The 23,610-nt window shown below is 64.0% G+C and carries 17 protein-coding genes; 7 read left to right on the forward strand and 10 right to left on the reverse strand.

Going from position 1 to position 23,610, the window contains the following annotated elements:
• Window positions 1-732: 732 nt before the first annotated feature.
• On the forward strand, window positions 733-2,925 hold the full coding sequence (locus DESFRDRAFT_RS06730) for a diguanylate cyclase (protein ID WP_005992403.1): 2,193 nt from the start codon (window positions 733-735) through the stop codon (window positions 2,923-2,925).
• A 179-nt stretch (window positions 2,926-3,104) separates the two neighbouring features.
• Here DESFRDRAFT_RS06730 and DESFRDRAFT_RS06735 read toward each other — a convergent pair whose 3' ends face one another.
• The 10 genes from DESFRDRAFT_RS06735 to DESFRDRAFT_RS06780 form a co-directional block, all read right to left on the reverse strand.
• The gene (locus DESFRDRAFT_RS06735; protein ID WP_005992405.1) at window positions 3,105-5,228 is read right to left on the reverse strand and encodes a methyl-accepting chemotaxis protein; all 2,124 of its coding nucleotides are present in this window, start codon (window positions 5,226-5,228) and stop codon (window positions 3,105-3,107) included.
• A 201-nt stretch (window positions 5,229-5,429) separates the two neighbouring features.
• Window positions 5,430-6,305, reverse strand: coding sequence for a CoB--CoM heterodisulfide reductase iron-sulfur subunit B family protein (locus tag DESFRDRAFT_RS06740; protein WP_005992407.1), 876 nt, complete (start codon window positions 6,303-6,305; stop codon window positions 5,430-5,432).
• 2 nt (window positions 6,306-6,307) lie between these two features.
• Entirely contained in the window at window positions 6,308-7,273 is a 966-nt protein-coding gene (locus DESFRDRAFT_RS06745; RefSeq protein WP_005992409.1) for a succinate dehydrogenase/fumarate reductase iron-sulfur subunit, read from the reverse strand.
• A complete protein-coding gene (locus tag DESFRDRAFT_RS06750; RefSeq protein ID WP_005992411.1) occupies window positions 7,273-8,997 on the reverse strand; it encodes an FAD-dependent oxidoreductase in 1,725 nt (574 codons plus the stop codon). Before DESFRDRAFT_RS06750 ends, DESFRDRAFT_RS06745 begins: the two co-directional genes overlap by 1 nt.
• Window positions 8,990-9,544, reverse strand: a complete 555-nt coding sequence (locus DESFRDRAFT_RS06755) for a Fe-S-containing hydro-lyase (RefSeq protein ID WP_005992413.1) — start codon at window positions 9,542-9,544, stop codon at window positions 8,990-8,992. Before DESFRDRAFT_RS06755 ends, DESFRDRAFT_RS06750 begins: the two co-directional genes overlap by 8 nt.
• The gene (locus DESFRDRAFT_RS06760; RefSeq protein ID WP_005992415.1) at window positions 9,544-10,383 is read right to left on the reverse strand and encodes a fumarate hydratase; all 840 of its coding nucleotides are present in this window, start codon (window positions 10,381-10,383) and stop codon (window positions 9,544-9,546) included. Before DESFRDRAFT_RS06760 ends, DESFRDRAFT_RS06755 begins: the two co-directional genes overlap by 1 nt.
• A gap of 40 nt (window positions 10,384-10,423) precedes the next feature.
• The gene (locus DESFRDRAFT_RS06765) at window positions 10,424-11,854 is read right to left on the reverse strand and encodes an anion permease (RefSeq protein WP_005992417.1); all 1,431 of its coding nucleotides are present in this window, start codon (window positions 11,852-11,854) and stop codon (window positions 10,424-10,426) included.
• A gap of 337 nt (window positions 11,855-12,191) precedes the next feature.
• On the reverse strand, window positions 12,192-13,601 hold the full coding sequence (locus DESFRDRAFT_RS06770) for a sigma-54-dependent transcriptional regulator (RefSeq protein WP_005992418.1): 1,410 nt from the start codon (window positions 13,599-13,601) through the stop codon (window positions 12,192-12,194).
• Window positions 13,598-15,331, reverse strand: a complete 1,734-nt coding sequence (locus DESFRDRAFT_RS06775; RefSeq protein ID WP_233489572.1) for a transporter substrate-binding domain-containing protein — start codon at window positions 15,329-15,331, stop codon at window positions 13,598-13,600. Before DESFRDRAFT_RS06775 ends, DESFRDRAFT_RS06770 begins: the two co-directional genes overlap by 4 nt.
• Window positions 15,332-15,564: 233 nt before the next feature.
• The gene (locus DESFRDRAFT_RS06780) at window positions 15,565-16,749 is read right to left on the reverse strand and encodes an SGNH/GDSL hydrolase family protein (RefSeq protein WP_005992422.1); all 1,185 of its coding nucleotides are present in this window, start codon (window positions 16,747-16,749) and stop codon (window positions 15,565-15,567) included.
• A gap of 386 nt (window positions 16,750-17,135) precedes the next feature.
• Here DESFRDRAFT_RS06780 and DESFRDRAFT_RS06785 point away from each other — a divergent pair, with 386 nt between their 5' ends.
• From DESFRDRAFT_RS06785 to DESFRDRAFT_RS06810, 6 genes are all read left to right on the forward strand, one after another.
• Window positions 17,136-17,489 (forward strand): hypothetical protein, encoded by a 354-nt coding sequence (locus tag DESFRDRAFT_RS06785; protein ID WP_005992424.1) that lies wholly within the window; start codon window positions 17,136-17,138, stop codon window positions 17,487-17,489.
• 448 nt (window positions 17,490-17,937) lie between these two features.
• Window positions 17,938-18,249, forward strand: a complete 312-nt coding sequence (locus tag DESFRDRAFT_RS06790) for a DUF485 domain-containing protein (protein ID WP_005992426.1) — start codon at window positions 17,938-17,940, stop codon at window positions 18,247-18,249.
• Window positions 18,246-19,793 carry a sodium:solute symporter family transporter gene (locus DESFRDRAFT_RS06795; protein WP_005992428.1) on the forward strand — a complete coding sequence of 516 codons (1,548 nt, stop codon included), beginning with the start codon at window positions 18,246-18,248 and terminating at the stop codon, window positions 19,791-19,793. The genes DESFRDRAFT_RS06790 and DESFRDRAFT_RS06795 overlap by 4 nt, the downstream gene beginning before the upstream one ends.
• 93 nt (window positions 19,794-19,886) lie before the next feature.
• The gene (locus DESFRDRAFT_RS06800; protein WP_005992430.1) at window positions 19,887-20,942 is read left to right on the forward strand and encodes a DUF294 nucleotidyltransferase-like domain-containing protein; all 1,056 of its coding nucleotides are present in this window, start codon (window positions 19,887-19,889) and stop codon (window positions 20,940-20,942) included.
• 10 nt (window positions 20,943-20,952) lie between these two features.
• Window positions 20,953-22,839, forward strand: a complete 1,887-nt coding sequence (locus DESFRDRAFT_RS06805) for a CBS domain-containing protein (RefSeq protein WP_005992432.1) — start codon at window positions 20,953-20,955, stop codon at window positions 22,837-22,839.
• Complete coding sequence (locus DESFRDRAFT_RS06810) at window positions 22,827-23,549, forward strand: 3'-5' exonuclease (RefSeq protein WP_005992434.1); 723 nt, start codon at window positions 22,827-22,829, stop codon at window positions 23,547-23,549. Before DESFRDRAFT_RS06805 ends, DESFRDRAFT_RS06810 begins: the two co-directional genes overlap by 13 nt.
• Window positions 23,550-23,610 lie beyond the last annotated feature (61 nt).

Below are 23,610 nucleotides of genomic sequence, written 5' to 3' on the forward strand. Positions count from 1 at the left end.
ATCCTGACAAAATCGTCGAATGGGCTTATATCGCTCGTGTTTGGCAGGTATCACAACTTTGGTGTGATAGCCATCGGCGACTCCGCAAGTCTGATACAATGTCGAGACGGTAGGGCAGGGTGCTTCTAAACCGGATAACTTTCCGGATAACGTGAAAATATCGAATTGAATTTGTTGTTTAATTAAAATAAGATATAATTATATTTCGAGTCCCCCCTTCGCACCATATTAGAGTCCAGGACGGTCCGATAAGGACCGGAACAACCTGGAAACATTAACGAGGCCGGACTAGCAATAGTCCGGCCTCGTCTTTTTGTGTCCGCTGATATTCTTCCCTATGGGGCCCTTTTGGGGCTAGATTCGCCGAGGCGGCATTACCTCAATCCCGCATGGCGACTTCACATTTCGATGTGAGGAAATACCCCTTAGGAGCCATGGTTTGGGCTCAAGTTCGCACGGACTCCTTGCATGAGAGCGCTCCCCGCGTGAGTTGCCGGAGCGCACATGCGGCCGAGCCCCGAACCTCGGGCGAACGAAGTCTCTTGTCCGCGCCATGCCCGCGCTGATTCCCACGCGCGAAGCCACGGGCATCCCGGCCAAGTTGACCAACCCGCGCAAGCGGTTCTCAGCGTCAACCGGTGGTAACACCCGCGCTCCTTGTGTAGAGTTGCGATCAGTTCGCTGTCCCTTCACCCCTGATGATTTCAGCAACTGTGGAGGCTTTGCACGGGAATGCCATTTGTCTACCGTATCACCTCTCTTTCATCACTTTTGCTCAGCGCTCTCCTGCTGTTATTGATTTGTACCCTTGGTCACGCCGCCGTGGTGGACGTGAAGCAGGGGTGGCAGTATCGCTGGGGAGACTCTCCATTTCGTGCCGATGGAGAGGCGATTTGGGCTGTGGAGGGTGGAAAATCCTCTGACAAGTGGCTGGATATCGTCTTTCCATCCAATCCTCCGCAACGACAAGGCAGAGAGAATGTCTGGTTCCGTGTCATGTTGCCCAAGGGAAAGTGGCGTGATCCTGTGCTCTATATCTACAGTGTGGACTTGATCGTACAAGTGTATCTCGAAGGAAAAAAGATCTATCAATACGGTAAATTTGATGAACATGGCCGTAAAAAATTTTTTGGATGGCCATGGCATATGATAACGCTGCCACAGGATTGCGGCGGCAAGACTCTCTATTTTCGTGTCTTTTCAAACTACATGGATATTGGTCTTTGGGGTGAGATTAAACTTATGGAGCGCACCGAACTGCTGCACTATATTGTTAATAACTCTCTTCAAAGCCTGATTATCGGCAGCTTTTCCTTGGTTGTTGCGCTGTTGGCCCTGTTCTTTGCTCTGGTGCAAACAAAAAAAGGGACGTTCTGGGCTATAGCTCTCTATGCCCTCTCCGCCGGGGGGATGGCTATTGGCGATACACAGGCGACTTTGCTCCTCTGGTATCGGCCACTGTTTTGGGATTATGTCTCGGCGGCGTCCTATTTTCTCGTCCCCATAGCGAGCGCCCTGTTGTTGGAACAATGGTTTGATGGTGGTCTGCGCAGAATGTTTCGCACGATCTGGGTCTTTTTTCTTTGTTATTTTGTGCTTGCCCTTGGCCTCTCCTTGCAAGGCCTGGTCATGCTTTCCCATACATTTCCTGTGTTTGACATGCTGTTTGCGCTTAGTTTGCCCCTCTGCCTTGTGCCGTTTTGGTGGTTTAAGCAGATGACTCTGGAGCAGCGGTCCATCCTGGTGGCCTATGCCCTTCTCTGTCTGTTGCTGTTGTTGGATATGGCTGTGGCCCATAGTGTAGTGCCGTGGGGGCGCATTCCCGTAAGCTGGGGGTCTCTGTTCTTTATTGTAACAATTATCATAATTTCATTGCGTTACTATGGAAGGATGCAAAAAGAACTGCAGGCCCTTAATCGCTCTTTAGAAGAAAAAGTTCAGGCACGCACACGTGTTTTGTCCTTAGAGAGTGAGAAGAAGGGGGTGATTGGTGAGCTTATAACAGGTCTTCAACAGTGTATTAATGTAGAGCAAGCGCGCGCTGTATTACGCAAGGAGCTGCCAAGACTTTGGCAACCGATTCCGGGATGCTTTTATGAGGTTCAGGTTCACGGCGAGGCGTATCATTTAAGCTGTTGTTGGGGAGACTATAAAATGAGCGAAGCCCAACCTATCATTTCTTGGAAACAAATGATGGAACATCTTGAGGTGCAAGAGGAAATTTCGTGGTATTTTCCAGTTAGGATCGAACATCCACGTTTGGGTCCCCAACAGGTTGGGGCGTTTATGTTGCGGGTAGACCAGAATACTTGGTTACAGGATTCGGAGTTTCACCATGCGACACTGCTGAGCTTGGCTCGCCGGGCTATGGATCGCATCAACTTCACGTTGACACAACTACGACTGCAACAAGAGCTTAGAAGCTATTCCTATGAGGATGCCCTTACTGGATTGAAAAACAGACGTTTTTTTGATGACGCTTTGGAACGGGAGATAGCCCAGGCATTAAAGCAACAGAGTGATCTTAGTTTGATTATGCTTGATATCGATTATTTTAAGTTTTTTAATGATTCCTATGGCCATGCCGCGGGCGATGAAGCGTTGCGCTTTTTAGCTGAACAGATGAACAAGACTTTCCGCCATACAGATATTATATGTCGCTATGGCGGCGAAGAGTTCGTCATTCTTATGCCTCATGCCAAGGCTTCGGAATGTCATGCTCGAGTCCTGGAACTGCTTCAAACTATAGCGCGGAGTACCATACAATACGCAGGGCGGGATTTGGGGACTATAACTCTTTCCGTTGGTATTTCCAGCTGGCCCAGTTTCGTGGAGAATCCGCAAGAGCTCTTGTCCCATGCGGATAGAGCCCTGTATCAGGCTAAGGAACGAGGGCGCAACAGGGTGGTGCTCTATGGAGAGTAAGCGCTTGTCAATCCGTTGAGTGGAGCGCACGATAAACGACACAACCAAGCGCATTGCGGGAACGGCAGGTGGGCCGTCCAAAAGAAACCCGGGCCGAAGCCCGGGTCTTTTCCTGTTTTGAATGGGGCGCGCCCCTCGGTTTTTTTCCGAATGGCGCTTAGACGCGCGGCGTCTGCCCGCTACCCGGCGACTGCCTTGGGGCCGGCTTCCCCGCTGTGTTGCAGTTCCCCGATCAGGGCGGACAGCTCCTCGACTTGCCCGGCAACCGAGGCGACCACATCGCCCGATTGGCGCATGGCGTCGGTGGTGGTCGACGAGATGGCGCTGATGTCCCCGATGCTTTGGTTGATGGCCTCGCTTGTGGCCGATTGTTGCTCGGCGGCCGTGGCGATGGCATGGACCTGGTCCGCCGTGGAATCCGCCAGCGCTTTGATCCGGCTCAAAATCCGGCGGGATTCCTCGGCCAGGGCGACGGTCTTGTCGATGGTCGCGGCATCATGGTCCACGGCCTGGCTGCTGTGGCGCGTGCCGTCCTGGATATCGCGGATCGCCTTGTCCACTTCCTTGGTGGCATGCATGGTTTTTTCGGCCAGCTTTCTGACTTCGTCGGCGACCACGGCGAATCCCCGGCCGGCCTCGCCGGCCCGGGCCGCTTCGATGGCCGCGTTGAGCGCGAGCAGGTTGGTCTGGTCCGCGATGTCGGAGATGATGCCAAGCACGCGCCCGATGTCTTCCGCCTGCCGGCCGAGCCGTGTCATGCGTTCGCGGGCCTTGGAGGCGTCGGCCTTGACCTGTTCCATGGACGCCGCCACCTGGCCGATGGTGGCCGCGCCTTCCTCGGCCTTCTCCCGGGCCTGGGCGGAAATGTCGGCCGCGGCCGCGGCGCTTTTGGCCACCTCGAACACCGTGGCGTTCATTTCCTCCATGGCCGAGGCGGTTTCCTCCACGCGCCGGGCCTGGACCTCTGCGCCGTCGGACGCCTGCCCGATGTGGTCCGACAATGTCCGAGCGGCCGAAGACACCACCGAGACTACCGCTTCCAGGCGGTTGGCGGCCACCAGCATGCCCTCGGCCTTGGCCCGTTCGGCTTGGCGCGAGGCTTCTTCGGCCTTGTCCGTGGCGGCTTGGCAGGCCAGGGCCTTTTCCTCGGCTTCACGGCTTTTGGCCCGCACGCTGGCCATGGTTTCGCCCAGGCGTTGCGCCATGGCGCCCAGCGCGGCGTACATGGCCGCGATCTCGTCCTTGAAGCGCGGTGGTTGCAGGCGTGCTTCGTACCGGCCCGCACTGACGGCCTGCAAAAATTCCCCAACCCGCGACAAGGGGCGAATCACCGACCGGTCCATGAAGAGCCAGATGCCGCCGACGACCAGCATCAAGCTGGCCAGCGCCACCCAGGCGATGGTCGTCACGGTCGCGCGTGCCGGCCGCATAAGCTCCCGTTTGGCGATGCAACTGACGAAGCGCCAGCCGGTCTCCGGCGCGTCGAAGACATTGGCCACATAGGTTTCGCCGCCGAGGTCGACCTCGACCTTGCCCGCCGGACCCGAGAAAAGCGATTCCAGGGAGGCGTCCCCAAGTTCCGTAAGTTTTTTGAGGCTGTGTTGCGGCTGCTCGGTATCGGCGATGATGGTGCCGTTTCGGGTGGCCACGATGACGAAGCCGGTTTTGCCCGGACGGATATCCGCCACCATATCGGTGATGACGGAAAGGGAGATATCGGCCGAGACCACGCCAAGGATATGGCCGGAGGCGTCGGAAAAGGCCCGGGCCGCGCTGATGGAGGCCCGCCCGTCGGTGGAGCGGAAGGGTGCGGACAGGACGGCCGTGTCCGGCGCTGCTGCCGCGGCCTTGTACCAGGCGCGCCCGCGCGGATCGTAGGCGGCGCGAGGGGCGTCCGAACTGCTGATGAAGCCGCCGAACCGGCTGCCCAGATAGACCTTGCGGTAGTTGGGATGGGACTTTTGCATAAGGAGGCAGCGCTCCCGCAATTGTCGACCCAGGGCGTCGTCCGCGCGCGGCAGGGTGGCGACCTTGCCCGTGACGGACAGGAAATCGGTCAGGCCGGCATCGATGCCGCGCAGCTCCGGGTACGAGGCCAGATGGTCCATATTGGCCTTTGCCTCGTGTAAAAACAGCTGGATGGCCGTATTCGTTTCGGCAAGATCCCTTTTGGAATCGGAAATGTAGTTGTCATAGGAAAGGACGACGATATCATAGGCGGTAATGCCCAAGATGCACAAAAAAGGAATGATGATGATGGCGATGACGCCGCAGATCAGTTTGATTTTGATGGAGCATCGCATGCTCGCCTCCTTTGTCCGTTTTCCATCGACCCGGGTCCGGGCGGCAGGGTGCATCCCGCAAAAAGGGGACCGGCGTGTTTTTCCATGCCGGAAAGGGGCGGGCGCATGAAAAAGCGGGGCGACGTTTGCCTGCGCCGCCCCGCTGCGAATACGGGCACTTCTGCCGGAACAGGCGCGTTGCGCCTGGCGGCGCTTCGCGCCTTATGACCGGCCGGCGCGTTCCGCCTGGCGCAAGGCCGGCCTGGGGTCGACGATATGCCTCCCCAGCGCCATGTCCTTTTTCCCGAGCCCCAGGGCCTGCCCGACAAGCTGGGCCAGATGCAGCACCGGCACGGGCTTTTCGCCGCAAGCGGCGGAGAGCGCGTCCGGCTGGTACATGTCGAGCTGCATGTGGCACAGCGGGCAGGGGGTCAGCAGGCAATGCGCCCCGGCCTTGGCCGCGCTGGTCACGGCCGAAGCGGTCATGCGCATGGCCGTGTGCTCGGCCGGGAACACGGCGTGGAAACCGCAACAGCGCAGGCGTTCCGGAATGGCCACGGGAGTGGCCCCGCAGGCGCGGATGATCCGCTCCAGGCTCTGGGGATTGAGGTGGCTCTCGTAGTTCATGATTTCCGGCGGCCGCACGGAATGGCAGCCGTAAAACGGGGCCACGCGCAGGTTGCCCAAGGGTTTTTCGACCATGGACGACCAATCGTCGCAGGTGTCGGCCAGAATCCACAGGAAGTGGTTCACTTCCGACGTTCCCCGGAAACGCAGGCCGATTTCGGCCAGGCGCTCGTTGGCCTTGTCCATGGTTCCGTCCAGCAGCTTGGCCCGGGCCTGGCGCAGCATCAGGGCGCATGTGCTGCAGGCGGTGACGACCGGCAGGCCCATGTTTTCGGCCAGGGCCAGGTTGCGGGCGTTGGCCAGGAGCGCCGCTTCGGGATCGACGTCCTGCACGTGGCTGGCCCCGCAGCAGGACCAGCCGGGAATTTCCACCAGTTCCATGCCGAGCCGCTTGGCCACGGCCAGGGTGGAGACCAGCGCCTCCTTGGCCGCGGCATGGAGAACACAACCGGGAAAGAACGCATACTTCATGGCTAGTTCCTTTCGGGGGCGATGACCTTGCGCAGGCCGTCGATGTTTTCCACGGGGGAATTGTCGGCCACGAACAGGCGGGCCGCTTCCACGACGCCGAGCTTGCCCTTGGCGAACATGCGCAGGGTGAAGGGCAGGTGCTTGGTGGCGGCGCTGGCCATGCCCTCGGTGCGGGGCACGAGTCTGACTTCGTTGAGCCGGCCGGTCTTTTCCAGGTCGGTGCGGAAGGCCTCGGCATGGCGCGGACCGGGGCCATCGGTATGGCCGGAAGCCACGGCCATGTGGCGCATGGCGGCGATGTCCTCCCCGGGGCGGATGTGCTTGGGGCATTTGGTGACGCATTCCATGCAATGGACGCATTTCCACAGGCCGTGGGCCAGGACGCTTTCCACGTGGAGCATGGGCTCGGCCGAGCGGGAGTCCTCGGCGTAGCGGGCGGCGTGGGTGAAGACGAAGGGCTCCAGGAAGTCCTCCCCGGAGTCGGCGAGCTTGTTGCATTCCGAGGCGCAACTGCCGCACAGGATGCAGTCCCACTGTTTGGCCACGGCCTGCATCTCCCGCGGGGACTGCCGGCACCCCTTGTCGGCCGAGAATTCGTGCTTGGCCAGCAAGCCCGGCTTGGCCAGGCGCAGGTGCTCGATCTTTTCTTCCCACGCCACCACCAGGTCGCTTATGACCTTGGCGTTGCCAAGCGGGCTTATGCGCAGCGCTCCCTCGCCCCAGATCTTGAGCAGGTCGTCGACCATGGTGTCGCAGGCCAGCACGGCGTTGCCGTTGACGCGCACGGCGCAGGCTCCGCAGATGGCGCTGCGGCACGAGGCCGTGAAGTTGAGTGTCGGGTCCAGATGCTCCTTGATGTGAATCAGGCAGGCGAGCACCGTCATGCCGGGCCGGTAGGCGAACGTGTAGCGCTGGCACCAGGTGTCCTTGCCGTCGAACCGGTCGATGAGAAAGGCCAGGGTATCCATCAGTATTTACGCTCCTGCGGTTGATGGCGGGTGACGGCCACCGGGCGGTAGTCGAGGCGGTAGTCGCCGTCCGCGACGGTCACCAGGCTGTGCTTGAGGAAGCTCGCGTCGTCGCGGGCGGGATAGTCCTCCCGGGTATGGGCCCCGCGGGACTCGTGGCGGGCCGTGGCCGCGACCAGGGCGCACCGGGCCAGGGTGAGCAGGTTGCCCACCTCCAGGAAGTGGGCATAAGCCGTGTTGCAGACCGGATTGGCGTTGCCGACCACGGCGGTCCCGTATTCCTTTTGCAGGTCGGTCACGGCGGCAAGGGCTCCGGCGAGCTTTTCCTCGGTGCGGAAGATGCCCATGCCCTCCCACAGGATGGCGGCCAGCTTTTCGCGCAGCTCGGGCGCGGTGGGGCCGTTCTTGCGGACGGTGGTTTCGACGAAGTGCCCGCGCCATTTCGCGGACAGCTTTTCCAGCGCGCTCTCGCCGCCCAGGGACTTGCCCGGCACGTACGAGGCCGCGCCGATGCCGGCCTGCTTGCCCGTGACCATGGCGTCGGCCAGGGAGTTGCCGCCCAGGCGGTTGGCTCCGTGGATGGAGACGCAGGAGCATTCGCCGGCGGCGAAGAGCCCGGGCACGGCCGTCTTCATGTGCTCGAAATCCACCACGTCGATGCCGCCCATGGAGTAGTGGGCCGTGGGGCGCACGGGAATGGGCTGCTCCACCAGGTCCAGGTTCTCGAAGAGCAGGCCCACATGGCGGATTTGCGGCAGGCGTTCCAGGATGCGTTCGCGGCCGAGATGGCGCAGGTCGAGGAGCACGTGGGCCCCGAGGCCGCTGCCGTAGCCGCGCCCCTCGATGATCTCCGTCTCGATGGCCCGGGCGGTGATGTCGCGCGGGGCCAGTTCCATGCGGTCCGGGGCGTAGCGGGCCATGAAGCGCTCGCCGTCGGCGTTGACGAGGTAGCCGCCTTCGCCGCGCGCCGCCTCGGTGATGAGCACGCCGCCGTTGGCCACGCCCGTGGGGTGGAACTGGACCATTTCCGGGTCCTTGAAGGCCACGCCGGCGCGCAGGGCCACGCCTACGCCGTCGCCCGTGGCGATATAGGGCGTGCTGGTGCGGGCCCAGAACATGCGGGTGTAGCCGCCGGTGGCCAGGACCACGGCCTTGGCCTTGATCGGGGTCACCTGGCCGGTGTTGGTGTCGCGCACCACCACGCCCCGGCACACGCCGTCCTCTATGGCCACGTCCAGCACCTGGGAATTGATGCGGAACTTGACGCCGCACTTGAGCGCATAGTCGAAGTTGGAGTGCAGCAGGATATGCCCGGTCTTGTCGGCCGAGAAGTTGGTGCGGGCGTACTTGTGGCCGCCCATCAGGCGGCAGGCCACCCGGCCGTCGTCCTTGCGGCTGTAGGGCGTGCCCCAGAAGTCGGTCTCGCGCACGGCCTCGGACGCCTTTTGCACGAAGAAGTCGATGGCGTCCTGGTCGCCCAGGTAGTCGCTGCCCTTAACTGTGTCGAAGCTGTGCGCCTCGAGCGAGTCCTCCTGGCCGGGGAAGTCCAGCACGCCGTTGATGCCGCCCTCGGCCATGCAGGTGGCCGAGCGGGTGGGCATGGTCTTGGTGACGACCAGGATGTCCAGGTCCGGATTGATCTGGAGCGCGCCGACGGCCGCCCGCAGTCCGGCCCCGCCCGAGCCCACGATGACGATGTCGTGCGATTCCTTTGCGCTAGCCAAGGGCGGCCTCCAGTTCGGGCACGGCGTACAGGTCGCCGCCGTGGCAATCGTTGATGACCAGCACCGGGAAGTCCTCAACGGTCAGCTCGCGCACGGCCTCGGGGCCGAGGTCCTCGTAGGCGATGACCGTGGCCTTTTTGATGCGAAGCCCAAGCAGCGCGCCGGCCCCGCCGGTGGCCCCGAAGTACACGGCCTTGGGCTCGGCCATGGCCGCCTTGACCTCGGGCGCGCGCATACCCTTGCCGATCATGCCCTTGAGGCCTTCGGCGATCAGGCGCGGGGCGAAGGAATCCATGCGGTAGCTGGTGGTGGGGCCGGCCGCGCCGATGGCGTAGCCGGGCCGGGCCGGGGAGGGACCGACGTAATAGATCACAGCGCCCTTGGGATCGAAGGGGAGGGGCTCTCCGGCGTCGAGGGCCTCGACGAGGCGTTTGTGGGCCGCGTCGCGGCCGGTGTGGATGATGCCGGTGAGGTGGACCACATCGCCGGCGCGCAGCTTTTCCACGTCCGCATCGGAAAGCGGCGTGGTCAGATGATATTCGGCCATTAGAGCGTGACCTCCTTGTGCCGGGAGCTGTGGCACTGGATGTTGACGGCCAGCGGCAGGCTGGCCAAGTGGCAGGGGGCGGTCCTGATCTTGACGCCAAGACAGGTCGTCGCGCCGCCAAGGCCCATGGGGCCGATGCCGAGGCGGTTGATGGAAGCGAGCAGGTCCGCTTCCATGGCCGCCACCTCGGGATCGGGATGGACGTCGTCCACCCGGCGCATGAGCGCCTTTTTGGAGTTGATGGCGGCCAGCTCGAAATTGCCGCCAATGCCGACGCCGACCAGAATGGGCGGGCAGGGGTTGGAGCCCGATTCGGCCACGCGGCGGATGACGAATTCGCGGATGCCGGGAAGCCCCTGGGCCGGGGCCAGCATCATCACCCGCGACATGTTCTCGGAGCCGCCGCCCTTGGCCATCATACAGATCTTGAGCGCATCCCCGGGGACCATGTCGAAATGGATGATGGCCGGGGAATTGTCGCCCACGTTCTTGCGGGTGAAGGGATCGCAGGTGGATTTGCGCAGAAAACCGTCGCCGTAGCCCTTGACCATGCCGGCGTTTATGGCCTCGCGCAGGCTGCCGTCCTCCAGGCGGACGTCCTCGCCCGCTTCGACGAAAAAGACGCCCAGGCCGCAGTCCTGGCACAGCGGCAGCCCGGTCCGGGCGGCCAGGGCGGCGTTCTCCTCGAGCTGGCCGAAGATTTCACGGGCCGAGGGTACGGTTTCGGCCGCCTTGGCCTTGGCGAAGGAGGCCAGCACATCGGCCGGCAGGTAACGGTTGGCGTCGATGCACATGGCGGCCACGGCGTCGACAACGCTTTGTCTGGAAATGGTGCGCATGAGAACTCCTTGTCTATAAGTCCGCTGCTCTGCCGGCGCGTTAGCCACGCATGAGGATCCAGGGGAAACCGACCAGCAGGTACACGCCGAGGAAAATGGCGCCGAAAACGAGGCCAAGAAGCCAGAATTCGCGGCTCTTGATGTAGCCGGAGCCGAAATAGAGCGGCGAAGGACCGGTGCCGTAGGGGCTGATGATGCCCATGATGCCAAGCGATCCGCACAGGAGCATGGAGACGACCTGCATGTTGAGGGCGGGCACGGCCATGGCCGTGGCCAGCATGACCGGGAGCAGGGCGGCGACGTGGGCGGTGACGCTGGCGAACATGTAGTGGCTGACGAAGAAAAGGATCACCAGGCCGATCATCATGGCGGTGGGGGAAAAGCCCTGCATGTGCGCAGCGGCCGCCTCGGCGAACCACTTGAGAAAGCCGGTTCTTTTCAGGCCGTCGGCCATGGTCACCAGGGTCGCGAACCAGGCCAGCACGTTCCAGGCCTGCTTGTAGCGGATGATGTCGTCCCAGGTGACGACCTTGGTCAGGGCCATGACGCACACGGCGGCCAGGGCCACGGTGGTGGAGTTGATGGAGCTCTTGAGGAATATCCAGCCCAAAAGCGCGGCCACGGCCAAAAGGCCCATGGTGATTTCCCGCCCGGTGATGGGGCCGAGCTTCCTCAGTTCCTCGCCGGCCCAGATGGGGGCGTTTTCCGAGGTCTTCTGGGTGGGCGGGTAGATGAGGTACGTCAAAAGAGGGGTGGCCAGGAACAGGATGGCTCCCACGGGCAGGACGCTGATGAACCATTGGCTCCAGCCGAGTTGGATATGGGCGGTCTTTTCCACCAGGGACTGGGCCAGGACGTTGGGGGCCAGGCCGGTTAAGAACATGGACGAAGTGACGCAGGTGGTGGCCAGCGCTGTCCACATGATGTAGGCGCCCAGCCCCCGGGGATTGTTCTCCGGCGTGGAGCCGTACAGCGGCGGAATGTTTTTGATGATGGGGAAGATGGTGCCGCCGCTGCGGGCCGTGTTGGACGGCATGAACGGGGCCAGGATGAGGTCGGCCAGGGCCACGGCGTAGCCCAGGCCCAGGGTCTTTTTGCCCATGCGCTTGATCAGCGTCAGTCCCAGCCGCTTGCCAAGCCCGGTCTTTTCATAGCCCAGCGCGAACATGAAGGCCGCGAAGATGAGCCAGACCGTGCCGTTGGAAAATCCCGACAGTCCCCACTTGATGGCCTCGCCGGCCGAAGGGAGCTTGCCCGGGGTCATGGGAACGATCCGCAAGACGGTGGCCAGGGTGACGCCGATCAGCCCGATCAGGGCCGGGGCCACGGGTTCCAGAACCAAACCCAGCACAACGGCCGCGAACACGGCGAAATAGGTCCAGGTGGCGGATGAAAGTCCTTGCGGGGCGGGCAGCAGCCAGATGATCAGGCCGAGCAACACCGGCGCCAGGAGCTTGATGGAGCGCTGCATGGGAATCTCCTCGGGATTGGGCGGTTGGATCTGGGCCGGTCTCGGCGGCCGGCGGCCGTTACGACAATGCCGGGCACGGCGGCACACCTTCCGTGCCCGGCGGAGAGAAGAGGGGCATGGCGATCGCGCCATGGGGAGCGCAAAAGCAGGATGGGTGCCAAGCTGGCCGAACTGTGGCAGTCTATTGAAATAAAAGACAAAGTCGGGAAAATACGATGACCATCACAAAAGAACCCCCATAACCTTGGTTATGGGGGCTATACGCCATACGGATTAAAAAACGATGTTTTACAGGAAGTTGGCGGCCATTCCCCAAAGGTTATGGCCATTGCCCGGGTTATGAGGGTTTGGCGGCGTGCTTGAGGCGTTTGCTGAGCGCGGGCTGGGAAATGCCGAGCAGGCGCGCGGCCAGGGTTTGGTTGCCGCCGGAGCGGGCCAGGGCTTCGTCGACCAGGAAGCGGGCCGCCTCGGCAAAGGTGGGCAGCTGCTCGAAGGGCGCGAAGGGATTGGGCGGGGGATCGGCGGCCGGGCAGGGCTTGACGCGACCCATGGCCGCAAGAAAGCTTTTCATGGAGAGCATGCGGGAGGTGTGGAGGCTTACGGCGTCGAAAACCATGGCCCGAAGCTCCCGAATGTTGCCGGGAAAGGCGTAGGCGCCCAGGCAGCCGACCAGTTCCGGCGGGAAGGCGGGCGTCGGCTTGCCGAGGGCCGTGGCGGCCTCGGCCAGGAAATGGCGCAACAGCGGCTCGATGTCCTCCTTGCGCTCCCGCAGGGCCGGGATGTGGACATGGTGGGTGCGCAGCCGGAAATAAAGGTCGCGGCGGAATTTGCCCTCGGCCTCGTCGGCGGCCAGGTCCCGGTGGGTGGCGACGACGACCCGGGCCGCAAGCCGCCTGGGCTGGTCGCTGCCGAGGGGATAATACTCGCCTTCCTGGAGCAGGCGTAACAGCTTCACTTGCGAGGCCACGGACAAGTCCCCGATTTCGTCGAGAAAAAGCGTTCCCCCGGCCGCTTCTTCGACCATGCCGCGCCGCACCGCTTCGGCTCCGGTGTAGGCCCCCCGGACATGGCCGAAGAGCGTGTCGGCAAAGACGGCGTCGTCGAGGCCGGCCACGTTGACCGCCACGAGCGGCCCTGTGCGCCCGCTTATGGCATGGGTGGCCCGCACCAGATTTTCCTTGCCTACGCCGGATTCGCCGGTGACGAGCAGCGGCTGGTAACTGGCTGCCACGGCCTCGATGTAGGCGAATACGGCGTGCATGGCCCGGGAGCGGGTGACGATGCCGGCAAAGGCCTCGGGATGGGCCGGACCGCCGGCCACCAGCCGGCTTTTGACGGCCCGGTTTTCGTCGCGCAGCTCCAGCATGCGGATGGCCCGCAGCACGCCGCTGACGATGCGGTCCTCCTCGTCGGTCTTCACGTAATAATCGAAGGCCCCGAGCTTCATGCAGCGCACGGCGGTGTCGAGTTGGTTGACGCCGCTGATGATGATGCAGGCCACGTCCGGATGCCGTTCGCCGATGGCGGCAAGCAGCTCCTCGCCCGACTTGCCGGGCATGGTCAGGTCGAGCAGGACGAGGCCGATGCCGCCCTTGTCCAAAAGCGGCAGGACCTCCCGGCTGTCCTGGCACAAGAACGTGTTGGTGATGCCGGCCGCCGATTCGAGGGTCAGCGACAGGGAGCGCAGCCAGGCTGGCTCGTCGTCCACGATCAGGATGGCGAAGGCCGGGGACGGGGCGGTGGTCATGCCGGCGATTCCTCCTTGGGCACGGGCAGTTCCAGACAGGCCGTGGTCCCCTGTCCGGGCGCGGATTCGAACGTCAGGCAACCGCCGTATTCCTTGACGATGCTCGCCGAGACGGAAAGGCCAAGCCCCGTGCCGCCCGTTTCGCGCTTAGTGGTGAAAAACGGGTCCGTGAGATGCGCCATGTGCTCGACGCTGATGCCGCTCCCTTCGTCGCGCACGCACAGGATGACCTTGCCGGCCTCGACGTCGTGACGGGTGGTGACTTCGATGGCCCGACTCTTGTCGGGCAGGGCCTGGCAGGCGTTTATGACGAGGTTGACCACCACTTGCTCGATGCGCTGGGAATTGCCCCAGACGAGCGGCAGGTCCGCCTCGTAGTCGGCTGAAAAGCGGTCCGTATGCTTGCGGATGGTGGTCTCGACCAGACGCACGGCCTTGCGCGAGCAGTCGCCCACGTCGATCAGCGCCTTGGCCGCGCCTTCCTCGCGCCGGGCGAAGTCTTTGAGATCGTTGACGATGCGCTTGATGCGCATGGCCCCTTCCTGCATCTCTTCGAGCATCCGGGGGAGTTCCTGGCGCATGCGGGAATAGCGGATGCCGCCCAGGGTGAACTCGCCTTCGCGTTCGTGCCAAGCGTCGAGCAGCCGGGCAACATCGGCCTGGACTTTGCGCAGAATGGGGATGTTGAGCAGGATCAAGCCGTTGGGATTGTTGATTTCGTGGGCCACGCCGGAGACCAGGGTGCCGAGTGCGGCCATCTTGTCGGCCTGGACGAGCTGGCGCTGGTTGCTGGACAGTTCGTCCAGGGCCTTGGTCAGGGACCGGGTGCGCTGGGCCACCTGCCGGCGCAGCATATGGGCCCAGAGCATGGAGCCGCCAAGCAGGGCCAGGAGCGGTGCGACCACGGCTCCCACGTAGACGGCGAGGGTTTGCCATTTGACCTTGCCGTTTTCCAGCACCCCGAGCCACTTGTCGTGAATGGCCTGGTAGCGTCCGGTTTCGCGCAGGATGGCCAGGCCCTCGCTGAAGCGGGCGAGCAGGGCGTCGTTGCCTTTCCTGGTGGCGTAGCCGTAACGCACGGTGGCGACGCTTCGGGCCACGGGCTGGATGTTGTCCAGTTTGTTCTCGCGGATGATGGAGATGCCGGGCAGCATGGCCACCACGGCGTAATCGCCTACGCCCGAGGCGAGAAGCCGCAGACCGTCGGCCGGGGTTTCGGAGAAGATGAGGTCCTTTTCCATGCCCTTGGCGGCCAGGGTGTCGTGCATGAAGCCGGCGCGGTGCACGATGACCTTCTTGCCGGCCAGATCGTCGAGGCTCGATACGGGCGGCGCGCCGCGTCGGGCGAAAATGGCGTGGTTGACGATGGTGTGGGGGGCGAAGTCGAGGATCTGGGCCCGTTCGTCGGAATAGGTCATGCCCTCCAGGATATCCAGGCCGCCGTCCATGAGCGCTTCGCGTTCGCCCGCCCAGGCCCCGAGGCGGAATTCCACCTTCATGCCCATGACCTCGGCCACGGCCCGGGTCAGATCCACGTTGAACCCGGCCGGCTTGCCGTCCTTGTCCAGGAATTCGTAGGGCGGGTAGTCGCGGTCGCCGCCGACCCTGACCGGTCGGCCGATTCCGGGCATCTTCGAGTTGCCGTAGAGGCCGTCGACGGCCCGGGCATCGAGCGCGACGCCCAAGGCGGCGCAAGAGAGAATGGAAAGCGCGAATGCGAAACGCAGCATAACGCCTGTCATGGCGATGCCCTGCCGGCTTTCCGCCTTTTCGTCAATTGAATGAGGATGAGAAGAGGGTGCGAAAGGGGAAACCCTTTAAAAAGGGTTCTCCCCTCTCGCGCTCTCCCCTTCCTAAACTTTTTGACGGTTACGGGCGAGATGCCGGTAACACGTTTTTATGTGAAAAGTCTTGGGAAAGGGGGCTGGGGGAAACCTTTCTTCAGAAAGGTTTCCCCCAGGTCTTATTTCGACGAAGTCTTCTCCGCCGGCAGGTTGCCGTCGGCGGAGAGTTTGTCCAGCACTTGGCGGCACAGCAGGTCATAGCCGTTCATGGTCATGTGCACGCCGTCCTTGGCCCGAAGAGACACTTTCTTGCCGCCGATGGTCTTGGCCTGGACGAACTTGCCCGAATCGTCGGTGAAGATGGTCGAGGCCTCCATGTAGGAGCAGCCGCCGACCTTGGCGCAGGCCGCCTTGGCCGCCTCGTTGACCGCCTCGACACGCTTGTTGTAGGCCGCGTCGCGCATGGCCGGCAGCCCCACCCACAACACCTTGATGCCGGCCTTCGAAGCGATGTGCAGGAAGTCTTCGGCCTTTTCCTGGTAGGCGGCGCTCCATTCCGGCGTGCCGGCCGCCTTGCCGGCAATGGGATTGTTGGCGTCGTTGCCGCCCATCATCACCACCACGGCCGTCAGCTTTTCCTTGGCCACAAGTTCGGTGAGCTTTTTGTCCCAGTCGAAAAATCTCTTGGAAATAAGCCCGGTCGAAACCTTGCCCAGGGGGACGCAGCCCAAGCCTTCGTAACGTTTCATGCGGTTGCTCATGGTCATGCCGATACCAACGGCCAGGGAATCGCCTACCACGGCCACCTTGCCGCCAGCCGCCTTGGGCGCGGCGGAAGCGGTTTTCTCCGCTGCCGGGCCGGTCGGCTCCTGGGGCGTTTTCTTTTTCAGGCCGGGCAGGGCGGGAGCGGCGGGCTGTTCCACCGAGGCGACGGTGGTCTCCTTTGCCGGGGGCGCCTTGTCCGTCTCGGTCGGCTGGGCCGGCTTCGCGGTCGTCGTGAAGGGCGTCTTGACCACGGGCGCGGCCGGTTCGCTCTTGGGTTGGGGCAGGGCGGCCGCCTGGACCGGTTTGGGCTCCAGGGTCGCCTTGGTCTGCTCCTCGGGCGAAGCCGGGCGGGTGGACGCCACGGGCGGCGGCGCGAGAGGCACGCCGGCCGGAGGGGCGGCCGCCGGCGGGGCCGGTTGGGGCGCGGATTTGACTTCGGCCTCGGGCGCGGTCGGGACCGTGGGGGTGTGGGCCGGATAGGTGCGCGCTTCGTACGCGGCGTTCTTCGACGATTTGCCGGATGTGTTGATGCACGCCGGCAGGATGGACATGGCCGCCGTCATACAAACGGCCAACGCGATTTTCATGATCGATTGCACGCGGCTACTCCGCCGAAAATAAGGATGTGGTTGCAACGGGGAACGGGACCGGACAGACCGGTCGCCGGATGCGGGCCGAACGCCTCGCCCGGTAAGCGGGCGATACGGACATTCGGATGGATTCAACGGGCCGGAGGGATACTCCGGCGGACAGCCCCAGCCTCATGGCCAAGCTTATGACCCAAGGTGGGGCGGTGGTCAAATGAAGAAGCGCCCGTGTCCGGCGGTTTGAGCGGCGCCGCCCCGCGCGGCCAGGGGAGGGCTCATTTGGGGATCGATTTTCCATGAAAAACAGGGCCAAGGGCGGTTGCAACGCTCCTTTCCCCGGTCTATTGATGGATAAACCGGCGCGGGAAACTTCTCCCCGCGCGGCCAAACGAGGTTGCATGCGCCCGGACGACGCCGAAAAAACGCTTTCTCCCCTTGATGCCGTGCGGCGGTATTGCCTTGCCGCCTGCATGGGCGGGCAGCGCAGCCTGGTCGCCTCCTGCACCGATCGGGACTGCCCCTTTCACCCCCTGCGCATGAAGGAAATTCCCGAAGGGTTTTCCGTGCGCGTGGTGCGGGTAGTGCGTCGTTTCTGCCTGCGCTGTACCGTCGGCGACCGCGAGGCCGTGCGCCGTTGCACCGAAAAAGGCGTATGCCCGGTCTGGCCATACCGTGTGGGCGTTTCGCCCCGTAAACTCAAGCGCCTCATCGCCGAAAAACGCCGTCCCAAACAACTCGATTTGCCATTCTAGGGTAGGTTATGAGGCCGGGGGAGAACCTTTCTGGAGAAAGGTTCTCCCCCGGACCCCCTCTCCCAAGACTTTTAATAATGATAATGTGTTATCGGTGTATTATCCGTAACCATTAAAAAGTTTAGGAAGGGGAGAGCGCGAGAGGGGAGAACCCTTTTCAAAGGGTTTCCCCTCTCGCACGTTTTTTTTCCCCCTCCATACCTCCCCCCGCCGGTAAACGGTCCTTTGGGGCCGGCAAGCGGCGTTTGGTCTTGTTCTCCTGCCGTTCACCATTCCTCGGGGCATTGTCGCCGTCCGTCGAAATCCGCGTGCGTTTTCCCGGGCGGGCCGCTTACGACGGCCTCATCCCGCGTGGCCGCGTCCGTTTGCGGCGGCCGGGAAGGGCGGCGATCCCCGTCGTCCCGGACACCCGAAGGCCCGGCCGACCGCCGGCGGCAAGGAGATTCCCATGCACACACCAACGGCCGACCCCACACGCGACAACCGGTTTTCCGCCCTGGTGCGCAAGCGCTGGAGCGTTTCGCTGACGCTTACGGCGCTGATGCTCGCCATCTATTACGGCTTCATCGCCATCCTGGCCTTTCGTCCCGATCTCTTTGCCGCCCGTGTCGGCGCCCATATGACCGTCGGCATTCCCGTCGGCCTCGGCGTCATTGTCGTCTCCTGGCTTTTGACCGGCATTTACGTGCGCTGGGCCAACGACGATTACGACACGGCCGTGGAAAATTTCAAACACGCCATGCGGGAGGATCGGGGATGAACACTTTCGCCACCACCATCGGACAGCCCAACGCCACGTCCATCGCCTTTTTTTTCGTCTTCATCCTGGGCACGCTGGCCATCACCTGGTACGCGGCCAGGAAAAGCCGTAGCGCCTCCCAGTTCTACGCCGCCGGCCGCTCGGTCACGGGCTGGCAAAACGGCATGGCCCTGGCCGGGGACTACATGTCCGCCGCCTCCTTTCTCGGCATCGCGGGACTCGTGTCCATGAAGGGCTATGACGGGCTCATCTACTCCATCGGCTTTCTCGTCGGCTGGCCCATCATCATGTTCCTGATCGCCGAACCCCTGCGCAACCTCGGCAAATACACCTTTGGCGACGTGGTGGCCTACCGGCTTTCCCAAAAGCCCGTCCGCATCGCCGCCTCCATCGGTTCGCTTCTGACCGTCTGCTTTTACCTCATCGCCCAGATGGTGGGCTCGGGCATGCTTATCAAGATGATGTTTGGCCTGCCCTACGAAACGGCCATCATCGCCGTGGGCGCGGTCATGATCGCCTATGTGCTTTTCGGCGGCATGCTGGCCACTACCTGGGTGCAGATCATAAAGGCCATGCTGCTTCTGGCCGGGGCCACGGTCATGGTCGGCATGGCGCTGTCCCGCTTCGGCTTCGACGTGACATCGCTTTTCGACGCCGCGGCCAAGACCTACGGCGATAAGGTGCTCAATCCCGGCGGGCTCGTGTCCAATCCCCTGGACGCCCTCTCGCTCGGCATCGCGCTCATGTTTGGCACGGCCGGCCTGCCGCATATCCTTATGCGCTTCTACACCGTGCCCGACGCCAAGACCGCCCGTAAATCCGTGTTCTACGCCACCGGGCTCATCGGCTACTTCTACGTGCTCACCTTCATCATCGGTTTTGCCGCCATGGTGCTGGTCGGCCGCGACATGATCGGTTCCGTGGACAAGGGCGGCAACATGGCGGCGCTGCTTCTGGCCGAGGTCACGGGCGGCACGGTCTTCCTCGGCTTCATCGCGGCCGTGGCCTTCGCCACCATCCTGGCCGTGGTGGCCGGCCTGACGCTGGCCGGGGCCACGACGCTCTCCCATGACCTCTACGTCAACGTGCTGCGTTCCGGCCGGTCTTCCGAGGAGGACGAGGTGAAGGTGGCCAAGCGGGCGACGGTGGGCCTTGGCATGGTGGCCATCCTGCTCGGACTGGCCTTTAAGGGGCAAAACGTGGCCTTCATGGTGGGGCTCGCCTTCGCCATCGCGGCCAGCGCCAACTTCCCGGCCCTGCTCCTGTCCATCTTCTGGAAGGGCACCAGCACCTACGGCGCGGTGGCCAGCATCGTCACCGGCACCGTGACCGCCGCCCTGCTCATCGTGCTTTCGCCCACGGTCTGGGTGAGCGTGTTCGGCAATCCCGCGCCGATCTTCCCCTGGAAAAATCCGGCGCTCATCTCCATGCCCCTGGCCTTCGCCGCCGGCTGGTTGGGCTCGGTGCTGGTCCCGGACGCCAGGGCCCGTTCCCTCTACGAGGCCCAGCAACTGCGCAACTACCTTGGCGTCGGCGCTGAATAAGAAAGTTGGGAGGGGCGTGGCCCCTCCCAAACCCACCTTGCCCGGGGAATTCCCCCGGCCCCCTTTAGAGGGGGAAGGAGGGCGGTTGTGGGAATGATGGAACCGGGTGTTGCCGGACAGGCACAACAATTGATGGGCCGACTGGACGCGGCGGCAAGCACGGAGGCGTTGGAAAAGGTTTTACGCGAAATACGCGGGCTGGTGGCGATGCGGGCGAGAAATAATGATGATGCCCTGGAAACCGGTCGGCTGGCGAGCGGGTTGTACGACCGGCTGCTGGCGCGGGCCGCCTGGATGGCCCGGGCCGGGCCGGATGCCCCTGGCGGGGGATACTGTCTGGTCGTGCTCGGCAGCCAGGGCCGCCGGGAACAGTTTCTGGCCACGGACCAGGACAATGCGCTCATTTTGGGGGACGGTGCGCAAGAGGGCGCATTCGCGGCCTTTGCCGGGCGGCTGGCGGAAATTCTGGAAGCCGCCGGCATGCCGCCTTGTCCCAAGGGCATCATGGCCGCCAATCCTTTTTGGCGCAGGTCTTTTGACAGCTGGAGCGAGGCTGTCGATGCCGCCGTGGACCGGCCCGACGCCCCGGACGTATTGCTCGTTTCGCTCCTGGCCGATGCGCGCCCCGTGGCCGGCGATTCCGTCCTAGCCGCGACCCTTGCCGACCATCTGCGCCGCCGTCTGGCGGAAGCGCCGCTTGCGACGCGCCTGCTCGCCCGTGAGGCGCTGGGCTTCGGGCCGCCGGCCCATTTGCCCGGTCATCTGCCCCTCGGGCGTTTCGGGCTTGGACACACCACCATGGACCTCAAGCGTCAGGCCGTTTATCCTCTGGTGCTCGGCATCAAGGCGCTCGCTCTGGACGCGGGGCTCGCCGAGACGGAGACCGTGGCCCGGATAGCCGGCCTGGCCGGGCTTGGCCACTTCGGCGACGATCTGGCCGGGCGGCTGCGGCAGGCTTTCGGGCATATCCAATCCCTGCGCCTTGGCGTGCAGGCGTCCGCCCATGCCGGCGGCCGCACGCCGGACAATGGCCTCGACCTGACCGACTTGCATGACGGCGACAAGGAGCGATTGCGCGAAGACCTGGCCGCCCTGGACCGGCTTGCCGCCATTCTCGAACACCATTTCAGCCTTCACGCCCTTACCTGAAGGAGCATGTATGCAGGCACGCGATCCTTCCCGCCAACCCGAAGCCGTGGCGGAATTTCTGGCCACGGTGCCGCCTTTTGACGCCATTCCCCCGGCCGAACTCGCCGCCCTGGCCGCCGGCAGCCGGGTGGCCTTTTATCTGGAAAACGAGTGGGTGGCCGGCCCGGACGAGGCCGCGGATTGGATTTGTTGCGTCCAGCGCGGCGGCGTGCGCCTGTCCGTGCCGTCCGGGATGGTCTGCTCCTGGCCCGACGCGCCGGGCGACGTGCGCGGGGAGGGGGAATGTTTCGGCCTGCCGGCGGACCTTGGCGGACCGGGGCAGGCCTGTGAGGCCCGCGCCTTGGAAGATACGTTTCTGGTGCGTCTGCCAAGGGAGACGTTTGTCGCCCTGGCCCGTCGGCACCCCGGGGTTGCCGCGTATTTCACCGATGCCTTGTCCCAGGCGTCCGGATCCTCCGGGGCACGCCAGGAAACGGCCTGTCCCGGAGGAGACGACGGGGACTATCTCTTTACGCGCCTGACCGGGGAGGTGGCGTCGCATGGGCTGGTGTGCGTGGCGCGCGGCACGGATTTGCGCCGGGCGGCCGGCGTCATGGAAGACGGCCGGGTCGGGTCGGTGCTTGTGCGCGAAACCTCGGGATCGGTCATCGGCATCGTCACCGACCGTGACTTGCGCCGGGCCGTGGCCCGGGGCATTGCCCTTGCCGCCCCGGTGGAAACGCTCATGTCCGCGCCCGTGGCTGTCATCGATGCCGGCGCGCCGTGTTTCGACGCCCTTATCCGCATGACCGGCGGCGGCATTCGTCATCTGTTGGTGACCGAGGGCGGCACTCCCGTCGGCATGGTCACGGCCAGCGATTTGCTGCTGTCCCATGGCCGCTCCCCCCTGGCGTTGCTGCGCGCCGTGGGCCGGGCCGGGGATGTGCCCGACTTGCGGTCGCTTTGTCGGGGAATACGCCCTCTGGCCGCCGCGCTCACCGCCCGGGGGGCCACGGCCATGGCTGTGGGCGGCATTTTGGCGCTTCTGGCCGAACGGGTGCTGACCCGGCTGCTCGCCATCCTTGAAAAGCGCTACGGCCCGGCCCCGGCCCGCTGCCGCTGGCTGGTCTATGGCGCGGCCGGACGCCGGGAAATGCTGCCGGACGCCGGTCTGGCCCTGGCTGTCATCACCGAGGACGGCGGCGATCCCATCATCGCCCGGGCGGCCAGGACCTATCTGGCCGCCCTTGTGCCCATGCTCGAAGAGGAGCTTGCCCGGTGCGGCCTGCGCACGCCCGCGACCGGACTGTGCCTGGGTGATCCCCGCGAACGCCTGGACCCGGCGGCCTTTGCCGGGGATGGCGATCCGCTGACGTTGGAAGCAAGCCTTGAAGCCTTCGATGCGCGGGAGGTCACCACAACCGGTCCCACCGGCGAGGAAGGATCGGAGGCGGTTCTCCACGAATTGCCCCGGGAAACGCTTTTGCGTCTGCTTGCCGCGCTGACCGTCCATCCCGCGCCTCTTGGCATCTATCAAGGGCGTCTCGTGGAGCGCGACGGCGGCCTCGCCCCGTCTTTCGATCTGGCCGCCCGGGGCTCGCGGCCCATCATCGCCATGGCCCGGCTGGCCGCCCTGGTGCAGGGAATCGGCGAGATGGGCACCCTTGCCCGCCTGGAGCGGCTGGAGCAGGGGGGGCATCTCCCCGAGGCGGTTTGCCGGGGAGCCAGGGAGGCGCTTGTTTTCTTCGAGGGCGAGCGGCTTGCCTGGATGCTTGGCGCCGGCGACGCCTTGGGGGAGCGATACGGGGAGCCGCGCCCCGAAAGCCTTTCCCCGCGCCGTCGTCACGGTTGCCGGGCCGCGTTCGCCGCCGTGGAAGGGCTGCGCTTGGCCCTTTCCGAGCCGAAATGGCGGCCATGAGACGTTCGGGCTTTCCCTGGCCCTTCGGTTCGTGCCCGATCGCCGCGCCTCTGGCCGCCCATCTGCGCTCTCAACGCGGCTACGATCGAACAGCGCTTCTCGACGACCTGCCCTTCGTGGTCGTGGATACGGAGCTGACCGGCTTCGATCCCCGTCGCCACGCCATGGTGGCCATCGGCGCGGTGCGGCTGCGTGGGCTGACGCTGCTCCCCGGGGAAAGCTTTTTCAGCCTGGTGCGCCCCTCGCGCGACGTGCCTCGCGATGCCTCGCTCATCCACGGCCTTACCGACGCCGCGTTGGCCGATGCCCCGGAAACGGCCGAGACCCTGGCCGCCTTTTTGGATTTTCTGGGGCCGGCCATCATCGTCGGGCATCACGTGGAACTGGACATGGCCTTTATCAACGCGGCCAGCCGTCGTTATTTCGGCGGGGAACTGGCCGCGCCCTGCATCGACACCCTGCGCTTGGCCCTTACTTATGAAGAAAAGCGGCAGATGGGGCAGGGAGGGCAGGGCGATTTCGAGCGGCTGGAATTCGATCTGGCTTCGCTTTGTCGGCGCTACGGCCTGCCGCCCTTTGCCGCTCATGACGCCCTGGGCGACGCTTATGGCGCCGCCTACCTTTTTCTTTATCTGGCCCGCAAAAGCGCCCGAGGCCGGCCCTTGACCCTTGGCGGGCTGTGGCGGTCGGGCCGGCTGTGGTGGCGGTAACGGAATTCCCCCCCCCCCGCACATTCCCCCTTCTTCCCCTCAAAAAAACGTCTTGACGGGC

This window comes from Solidesulfovibrio fructosivorans JJ], assembly GCF_000179555.1.
Taxonomy (GTDB): domain Bacteria; phylum Desulfobacterota; class Desulfovibrionia; order Desulfovibrionales; family Desulfovibrionaceae; genus Solidesulfovibrio; species Solidesulfovibrio fructosivorans.